This window comes from Neobacillus drentensis (assembly GCF_036965245.1).
In the GTDB taxonomy this organism is placed as follows: domain Bacteria; phylum Bacillota; class Bacilli; order Bacillales; family Cytobacillaceae; genus Neobacillus; species Neobacillus drentensis_G.
The window spans coordinates 1-6,171 of sequence record NZ_JBALPG010000202.1; the positions used below are offsets into that span (position 1 = coordinate 1).

Below are 6,171 nucleotides of genomic sequence, written 5' to 3' on the forward strand. Positions count from 1 at the left end.
CCCATTCCAGGCATTCCGCCCATTCCCATTCCAGGTAAGGCCATAACACGATGATATTCTAAAGCCATTGTTTTCACCCTTTTTTTTTAATAATACTCATAGTCTTTTACATACTATGTCTATAGAAAATAGGAGAGCTTATTTCCCTTTAAAATAGGCGGACTAACTACTTATAAAAGGAAAGAAGCTTTCAGGAATCATTGCTGCCCTCCAGAAGGAGTAGTGGTCAAAGTAGCAAAATGAGAAGATTAAAGGTCTTGTATATTCACTAAGAAGTTTTACAAAGCTTATATATGGGATAGCTCTAGGAAATTTTATAATCAAATCCGTGCTACAACATAAAAGTCAATTTTTTTAATGTTCTTGTTTAACAAAAGCGCCCGCTTGCGGAACAACTTTATCGACGTGATTACATATTTCACTGGCGGCATGCCAAAGCTCATCAATTATCGGCCGGATACCTATGAATTATCCTTAATTTATTTGATTTGCTCCGCCAACTCTAAAATAATTCCCTCCGGCCCACGACAGTAACATAACTTATAACTTTCTTCATAGTGTTGTATCTCACCAAAGATTTCTGTACCTTTCTTTTTCAATTTGGCAACAACAGCTTCAATATCTATGTGGTCACTTATTAATAAATACCTTAATCAATCTTTAATAACTATGTATAATAAATATTTAAACTAAAATTAAAAAATGGAGTAAGGATTATCTTATATAACCATCCTTACTCCAATATTTTATATATCTTTAATTTCACGGGAGTCTAATTCATGAAGGAGTCAAACTAAGTAAAGGCCGAACTTTTACTCATCCTCTCGATTATTTGCACGATCCATAGCCTCATCGGCACCTTCGCCGGCTTTGTTGCCCAGCGCACCACCAGCAATAGCCCCAGCAACTGTGCCAATTGGACCTAATACGGACCCCGCTGCAGCACCGGCAACAGCACCTGCACCAGTTCCTAGTGCCTCGCCAGCATCGATATCATCGCGATTTCGTTTGTTGTCAGTCAATGATCTCACCTCCTCGTTTGGGAAGTACTTTTGCTTTTCTACTTCCCGTATTATATTTTTCTCAATATTATTGTCTATTTATTACCTTTTTTATGTACTTATTAATGATTAGTACTTGAAATACTCCAGCAAGAAGTCTACCACATAAAAATTTTACTGCCCCAGTTAACGAGCATTAAGACAAAGCCAACAATAACGTTGAACCACCCTAACAAGGTAGCAGTCTTTTTTTCCTTTTTGAAATTTGCGTTTTTATATGCTTTCACGTCAGAAAGAAGAATGAAAGCGCCTGTTACATAAAAATAAATTATCAACTATATCTGCCAAATAAAGCGATGGAATTCTCTCAAGCTCTGGCGTAACCTTCATATAGGCTTCGGCTGGCTCCTTTGAAATGACAAGCGAAGCCGTTCGTCGAATTTCAGGATTCCGCCTTAGAAAATCATTTAAACGCTCCGTCCCTTTTTTTGCAACATTTTCATTTAGTACGATAATCCGCAATTGGCCTAGAAACAGTTCATCAGGTACCTCTTGCTGAAGATTGATAAGCGCATCTTCAAACGTATGTCCTACAAATATTTGAATGTATTTAATAATAATGTCGGTATCCCCATGCTCAGCGCCCCTAAATTGAGTGATAAGTATCTGAAAGGTATTAAAGTAAAAAATGTTAAGATAATTATAAACAGTTTTTTATAAAAAAAAAGCAGGAAGTTAAAAATAGAATAAAAAAATTCCGTTACAGCGTACTCTCTTCTCATTTCTAAAAGACTACTACTGCTCGGAATCGATTGTTTAACTCCTTATCTCCAACCGTGTCGATTTTGTTTTATTTGATAGGATTTACTTTTACCGGATTCTAAATATTGTCATCGGATCATTTGCGTGAATCCACATACATCGACAGGATTCTGACCTCAGGATTGTTAAACAAACGTTTAATTAAAATATGATGAAATCCCTATAAAATTAAGTATTTTCCCTTAAAAGGGCGACAAAAAAATGTCGATTATTTCATGAGGATTTCTAATTGTTTTTTCATATTTGTCAATAAATACAATTAACCTCAGATTTTCGACGGTTTTTCTGCATTTTCCTTCCTAAACAAACGTTTGATTAAAACAGCTACAATCTCTTTTAAATAAAAGAGTTCAAGCTCTCCCAGCTGAAGAAACATGTCGAAAAAAGAACCCCACTTTGATGCTGTTGACTATGGAAAGCTTCAGATGGAAATAGGTAATGTTATATCTACTATTGTACCCTTGTTGATTTCACTTGTGATGTTAATACTGCCTTGATGATCTTTAATAATTTTGTTACTAACAAGTAAACCTAATCCTGTTCCCTTCTCTTTTGTGGTGTAAAAAGGTTCCCCAAGTCTAGCCAAAAGCTCCTGTGAAATGCCACAGCCGTTATCAGAAAAGCGAATAAGGACTTGGTTGGCATTTAGAAGTTTTGTTTGAATACAGATTTCGCCATTTGCTGAAGTGGCATCCAAGGAATTCTTCATGATATTAATAAATACTTGTTTTAATCGATTTTCTTCACAGTTGACCGTAACAGGTGTGTTTTCTAATTTCTCCATAATTTTAATTTTTTTTAAACTAGCTTCAGATTTTAGCGACTGTACAACAGTTTCAATGATACTGTGCAAAAGAATCGGTTTCACATAGAGATTTTGCGGCTTAGCCAAAACAAGCAGCTCACCCACGATAAAGTTGATTCGATCTAGCTCAGACAACATAATATCAAAGAAGGCGGAATTATCTGAAATCTCTGGTTTTAAAAATTGAACAAAGCCCTTTAATGTGGTAAGAGGATTCCTTATTTCGTGCGCTATACTTGCTGCCAATTCTCCGATGACTGACAGCTTTTCTGTTCTCCGGAGAAGGTCTTCGTTTTGTTTTCTCTCAGTAATATCACGTGTAACATTGAAAAAGTATTGACATTCGCCATCAGTGTTAAAAAAAGGTATTCCTCTTGATTCTAAATAGATCCAGGTTTCATTTTCGAGGTTGTATCGATATACACAAATAATAGGGGTTTTCGATTTAAGCATATATGAAAATCGTTCACAGACAAGAGATGCATCGTCAGGGTGGATATTTTCAAAATGAATTCTATTTGTACCTAACTTTTTCATATGTGAAGGAGAGCTGTACATTACATCTCCATACTTATCAATCACAGATATGAAGTCTGCTGTATTTTCAGCAATGAACCTGTATTGTTCTTCGCTCTTTCGTAAAGCTTCTTCTGATTGTTTTCGTTCTGTGATATTACGTGAAACTACCAGATAGCTTTCTATCTTGGAGTTCTCAGATAAGATAGGTACACAACGCGACTCCAAATACACCCACGATCCATTTTTATGTTTTATTCTGATCTCAATTTGAACATTTATTTTATGGGGAGAGATTGATTGACGTAGATTTACTATTTTCTTTACATCATCAGGATGAATAAAAGCAAAAGTACCCGCCTGAAGATATTCATATTGGGTATATCCCAAGTGAAGCTCTATTGAAGGAGATACAAATCTTTTTTTCATATTTAAATCATATGTGCTTATGATGTCATTCGTATTTTCTACTAGTATCCGGTATTTAGCCTCACTTTCAAGCAATGCTTCTTCAGCCTTTTTGCGGTCTGTAATATCTCTGGCGATAACAGAAGTACCAACGATATTCCCTACTCTATCTTTTATAGGGGAAGCTGTTAGACATACTTGAACAATCGTACCATCTTTTCGTTTACGTACGGTCTCATATCCCGAAATTTTCTCTCCAGAGAATTTAATCTGATGAAAAATTTCTTTCGTCTCGTTTATTAAATTTTCAGGAACCAGGCAGTAGGGATCAATTATCAGATCCTGGTATGCCCAGCCATAAATTTTTTCAAAGGCACAATTTACGAGGAGTATGTTTCCCTGCATGTCTCTAATAGAAATAGCGTCTATCGTGGTTTCGACAAGAGACTGAAGCAGTTCTTTCATGTAGATATGCTCTTTACTTAGACTTGTTTGAAGTTTATCTTTATCCATATGAGTTATACCTGCCTTAAATAAAGATTTTGATTAGTATATATATTCCACCTTTCTTGTAAAACTCCTTGGAATGTATAATAAAAAATTCACTCTGGAACCCCTCGACCTTAATCCTTATTCCACCTTTCGCTGTGACAATAAAGTCATCGTACAAATTCCCACTTTTCACCCATTTACTCTTCAAAAAATCACGTTTTTTCGGGCTTTTTTCATGCTTTTTTCCCGCTTTTTTCTCGATTTTAAATAAAGTTTTCCGAGTCCATATTTTTCGTTCGCTTAGAACTATTAAAATTCAATAAGTTTAGAAAAATAGTGAATTTTTGTATAATGTTTAATAGTAATTGTTTAGGAGGCGATAGTTTGAAAAAGGTAGCCGTGTTTTGTGGATCAAGTAATGGAGCATCCGATGTCTATATAGAGGGGGCCAAAAAGCTTGGTAAAGAACTAGCTAAACGAAATATAGCACTTGTTTATGGTGGAGCAAGTGTTGGGATTATGGGTGCTGTTGCAGATTCAGTTTTAGAAGAAGGAGGATACGCAATTGGTGTGATACCAAGTTTTCTAGAGAAAAGAGAGATATCCCATAAGAGCCTGTCAGAATTGATCACTGTAGATTCTATGCATGAGAGAAAAGCGAAAATCGCTGATCTGGCAGATGGATTTATAGCTTTGCCAGGTGGACCAGGAACTTTAGATGAATTCTTTGAAATCTTTACGTGGGCTCAATTAGGGCTTCATCATAAACCATGTGGTCTCTTAAATATAAATCATTATTATGATCCCCTTATTGCGTTATTAAATCATATGTCGGACGAACAGTTTTTACATGAAAGGTACCGTACTATGGCAATAGTAGATAATGAACCAAATGGGTTACTTGATAAATTTAATACATATGAACCACCAACCGTAAAAACTTATATTACTGAAAAACAGAACTAATAGACAAAAAACAGACCTACCTTGGTCTGTTTTCCTTTTATAAAATAGTTTTTCCTTAATTCCATTTCACATTATGTCCAACATTCCTAAAGAAAAGCGACTGTTTGCTAAATAATTTACTAGACCTGAGGCGAAATTAAGCCCAATAACCAGTCCCCATTAATGAAAAAACAAACCCGATCCTTTAATAATCCCCACTATTGTATGCATTAAGATAATATTCACCATTATGAACCCAGGAATGCCGCCGAATCCTGTATACCCCTTCTGAAGCTGTAATTTATTTGAATCCGCAACAAACATTCCAATGTTAAACGAAAATTTATGCTTACTTTTTCTTTTAATTCTATATTAGTTAAAAAACATCCTCAAACATCAAACAACAAAAATTTATCGTAAAACGATAAATTTTTGTTGACTAAGATGATATTCAGGGTTATTATATTGTTAGCTAGCTAAGGAGGGTTCTTTTTATGAGACAGAAAGAATTATCAATATGGTTGAAATTGATAATTGTTATTTGTGGATTATTTGGTCTGTTGTTCTGTATTTATTTTGGCCCTGAAACTGGACGGAACATTCTACTGAACTCAGAAAATTTGAAGACACTTTATAATCCCTTTATTACATTCATTTGGATTACAGGGATCCCATTTTTTATTGCTTTAGTTTTAGGATGGCAGATTTGTTCGAAAATTGGCTTTGACCAAGCTTTTACCGTTAAAAACGCGGATAGATTGAAAATGATAAGTGTATTATCAATGATTGAAGGTGTTTTATATGTTGGCGCATTAATTTATCTTTTCGTAGTCGGAAGGTATCATACTAACGTTTTAATTGTTCTTTTATTGATTTTATTTTTCTCAGTCGTTATTTCCGTATTTACTTTTATGCTTTCTTATTTAGTTAGGAAAGCTAGTGAAATAAAGCAAGATAACGATCTAACAATTTGAGGTGTTGAATGATGACTATCATAGTAAACCTCGATGTAATGCTGGCTAAAAGAAAAATGAGCGTTACAGAATTATCCGAAAATCTAGGAATTACAATGGCAAACGTATCAATATTAAAAAATGGAAAAGCAAAAGCGATTAAATTTTCAACTTTAGAAAAGATCTGTGATGTTCTAGATTGTCAACCAGGTGACATTCTGGAGTATAA

At 34.7% G+C, this 6,171-nt stretch carries 7 protein-coding genes and 2 pseudogenes; 3 read left to right on the forward strand and 6 right to left on the reverse strand.

The genetic code is table 11. The annotated features are described in order from the left end of the window. Positions 1–479: 479 nt before the first annotated feature. From V7150_RS25185 to V7150_RS25200, 5 genes and pseudogenes are all read right to left on the reverse strand, one after another. A pseudogene (locus tag V7150_RS25185) lies at positions 480–623 on the reverse strand (VOC family protein); the annotation flags it as partial. 189 nt (positions 624–812) lie between these two features. Then, on the reverse strand, positions 813–1,022 hold the full coding sequence (locus V7150_RS25190) for a hypothetical protein (RefSeq protein WP_335523749.1): 210 nt from the start codon (positions 1,020–1,022) through the stop codon (positions 813–815). Positions 1,023–1,159: 137 nt separating this feature from the next. After that, complete coding sequence (locus V7150_RS26695) at positions 1,160–1,288, reverse strand: CLC_0170 family protein (RefSeq protein WP_420490333.1); 129 nt, start codon at positions 1,286–1,288, stop codon at positions 1,160–1,162. A 1-nt stretch (position 1,289) separates the two neighbouring features. Next, positions 1,290–1,691, reverse strand: coding sequence for a hypothetical protein (locus V7150_RS26725; RefSeq protein ID WP_438825761.1), 402 nt, complete (start codon positions 1,689–1,691; stop codon positions 1,290–1,292). 553 nt (positions 1,692–2,244) lie between these two features. Next, complete coding sequence (locus tag V7150_RS25200) at positions 2,245–4,065, reverse strand: PAS domain S-box protein (RefSeq protein WP_335523754.1); 1,821 nt, start codon at positions 4,063–4,065, stop codon at positions 2,245–2,247. Positions 4,066–4,428: 363 nt separating this feature from the next. Here V7150_RS25200 and V7150_RS25205 point away from each other — a divergent pair, with 363 nt between their 5' ends. Continuing rightward, positions 4,429–5,010, forward strand: coding sequence for a TIGR00730 family Rossman fold protein (locus V7150_RS25205; RefSeq protein WP_335523758.1), 582 nt, complete (start codon positions 4,429–4,431; stop codon positions 5,008–5,010). A gap of 222 nt (positions 5,011–5,232) precedes the next feature. Here V7150_RS25205 and V7150_RS25210 read toward each other — a convergent pair. Continuing rightward, positions 5,233–5,316 (reverse strand): annotated as a pseudogene (locus V7150_RS25210) (hypothetical protein); the annotation flags it as partial. A gap of 167 nt (positions 5,317–5,483) precedes the next feature. On the opposite strand from V7150_RS25210, the gene V7150_RS25215 reads away from it, so the two are divergent. Together V7150_RS25215 and V7150_RS25220 are read left to right on the forward strand one after the other, a co-directional pair. Beyond that, positions 5,484–5,963 carry a DUF2975 domain-containing protein gene (locus V7150_RS25215; protein WP_335523760.1) on the forward strand — a complete coding sequence of 160 codons (480 nt, stop codon included), beginning with the start codon at positions 5,484–5,486 and terminating at the stop codon, positions 5,961–5,963. Between the two features lie 11 nt (positions 5,964–5,974). Further along, the coding region (locus V7150_RS25220) for a helix-turn-helix domain-containing protein (RefSeq protein WP_335523762.1) at positions 5,975–6,171 on the forward strand (197 nt) is incomplete at its 3' end.